The organism is Microcystis sp. M53603_WE2, from assembly GCF_030065435.1.
Genome location: NZ_JASJFF010000732.1, coordinates 1 through 2,240 on the forward strand (window position 1 = coordinate 1; position 2,240 = coordinate 2,240).

At 43.7% G+C, this 2,240-nt stretch carries 2 protein-coding genes; one reads left to right on the forward strand and one right to left on the reverse strand.

The annotated features are described in order from the left end of the window. Positions 1-100: 100 nt before the first annotated feature. Positions 101-1,540, forward strand: coding sequence for an aminotransferase class I/II-fold pyridoxal phosphate-dependent enzyme (locus PX481_RS15810; RefSeq protein ID WP_288094939.1), 1,440 nt, complete (start codon positions 101-103; stop codon positions 1,538-1,540). On the opposite strand, the gene PX481_RS15815 is transcribed toward PX481_RS15810, so the two are convergent. After that, on the reverse strand, positions 1,532-2,240 hold a 709-nt coding region (locus PX481_RS15815; protein ID WP_502888608.1), incomplete at its 5' end, for a serine/threonine-protein kinase. The genes PX481_RS15810 and PX481_RS15815 overlap by 9 nt on opposite strands.

Below are 2,240 nucleotides of genomic sequence, written 5' to 3' on the forward strand. Positions count from 1 at the left end.
ATGATATTATTCACCGATCAATCTTCACTAATTACTGTTTACTGGTAACTGTTTACTGTTTACTGTTTACTGATAACTGACAAACCCCCCACACCCCAAAATGCCTTCACCAGAATCCGCTCCATTGGTATCACAACTGCAAAAAAAAGTCAATAGTTTTGATGTACCATTTTATGCACCAGGGCATAAGCAGGGGGAAGGAATCGGGGAGGATTTAAGTAATTTACTGGGAAAAAGCGTCTTTAAAGCCGATTTACCCGAATTACCCGACCTGGATAATTTGTTTGCCCCGACGGGAGTGATTAAAGAAGCGCAAATTTTAGCAGCCGAGACATTTGGGGCAGATAAAAGCTGGTTTTTGGTTAATGGTTCCAGTTGTGGCATTATTGCGGCGATTTTAGCCACTTGCGGCGAGGGAGATAAAATTATTTTGGCGAGAAATATTCATAAATCGGCAATTTCGGGCTTAATTCTCTCTGGGGCGCAACCTATCTTTATCAATCCCGAATATAATCCCACTATCGATCTAAATTTAAATATAACCCCCCAATCCCTCGAAAATGCCCTGAAACTCCATCCCGACGCCAAAGCGGTGATGGTAGTCTCTCCCACCTATCAAGGGGTTTGCTGTGACTTAGAAACTATCGCCCAGATTACCAATCATTATTCTATCCCGCTGCTCGTCGATGAGGCTCACGGGGCGCATTTTGCCTTTCATCCCGATTTACCTCCGGCTGCCCTGTCTCTCGGCGCCGATATGGCTATTCAGTCCACCCATAAGGTTTTAGGGGCCTTAACTCAAGCATCGATGTTACACTTAAAAAGCGATCGCATTAGTTCCGAAAAAGTCGATCGAGCCTTACAATTAGTTCAAACCACTAGCCCTAGTTATTTGCTTCTCGCTTCCCTTGATAGTGCTAGAAAGCAAATGGCGACGCAAGGACTAGATTTACTGACCAAAACCCTCGATTTAGCCGCTTCTGCCCGAAAAGAACTCAATAAAATCCCTAATATCTCTGTTTTAGACTTTCCCCATTCTATCCCGGGTTGTCACTGGTTCGATCGCACTCGTTTAACGGTAATCGTCAAAGATTTTGGCTTAACTGGTTACGAAATAGACGATATTTTGCGAGAAAAATACGCCGTCACGGCAGAATTACCGACTTTAAGCCAACTTACTTTTATTATCTCCATCGGCAACCATCGCGAACACATTAATCGCCTAATTACTGCTTTTCAATGCCTTAAATCCCCTTCCTCTACCAGTTTACCCCCCACTCCTCCCCCAGTCACGGGAAATTTGGCTATTTCTCCTAGAAAGGCTTTTTTTGCCCCTACAGAGATAGTATCCCGGAAAAATGCCCTCGATCGTCTTAGTGCTGATGTTATCTGTCCCTATCCCCCCGGTATTCCCGTTTTGATGCCGGGAGAGTTAATTTCTCAGGAAGTCCTCGACTATCTGCAAACTATTTTAGACCTCGGTGGCACGATTACCGGCGGTAGTGATGATAATTTAACCACTTTCAGGGTTTTAAAATAATCGCAAAATTATCCGATATATTAGCCCGAAAAAGGCGGTAATAGTAATTGCTCCGATGGCTGCCATCACGGCAATGATAGCAATTTCAGGAAAACTTAGGGTTCCTTGCAGTTGCGGAATTAACAGGAAGGCGAGAGTAATTGCTGCTAGAATCGGTAAATCTCTCCCTTCAATCACTTTTTTAAATAATGCCCAAACTAAGCCACCTAAGATCATAAAAGCGATGACAATTCCTAGCGAGGGGAGTAAACTATTTAAGGCAATTACTAATAATGTCCCCTCAAATCCTGTAAAGGCAGCATTAGCGAAGGTTTCCCCAAGAGAAAAACGGGAAGTTTTTCTAATCACTGGAGAAGCTGGAGAAGCTGGAGGGGATGGAGGAATTGGAGAAGGTGGAGGAGATGGAGGAGATGGGGGAGGTGTATTTAAAGCGGTTAAAACTTCTCCACAGGATTGAAATCTATCCAGGGGATTTGCTAGTAACATTTTATTGAATACTCTTGCTAAATCTGCACTGATGTTGGGGGCATAATTTTGCCAATTCCAGACCTGTTTTTGGGGATCGTATAGATCATCAGGATCGCGATTAGTTAAGAGTATAACACAGGTAGCTGCTAGGGCATATAAATCTGTGGCTGCCGATACCTGATTGCCTAATTGTTGTTCGGGAGGGGCAAATCCAGCTGAGTAAATTGTTGTG

What these genes read in the sequence shown, in the direction of transcription:
- PX481_RS15810 (WP_288094939.1), top strand. Translation starts at nt 101, where the DNA reads ATGCCTTCACCAGAATCCGCTCCATTGGTATCACAACTGCAAAAAAAA.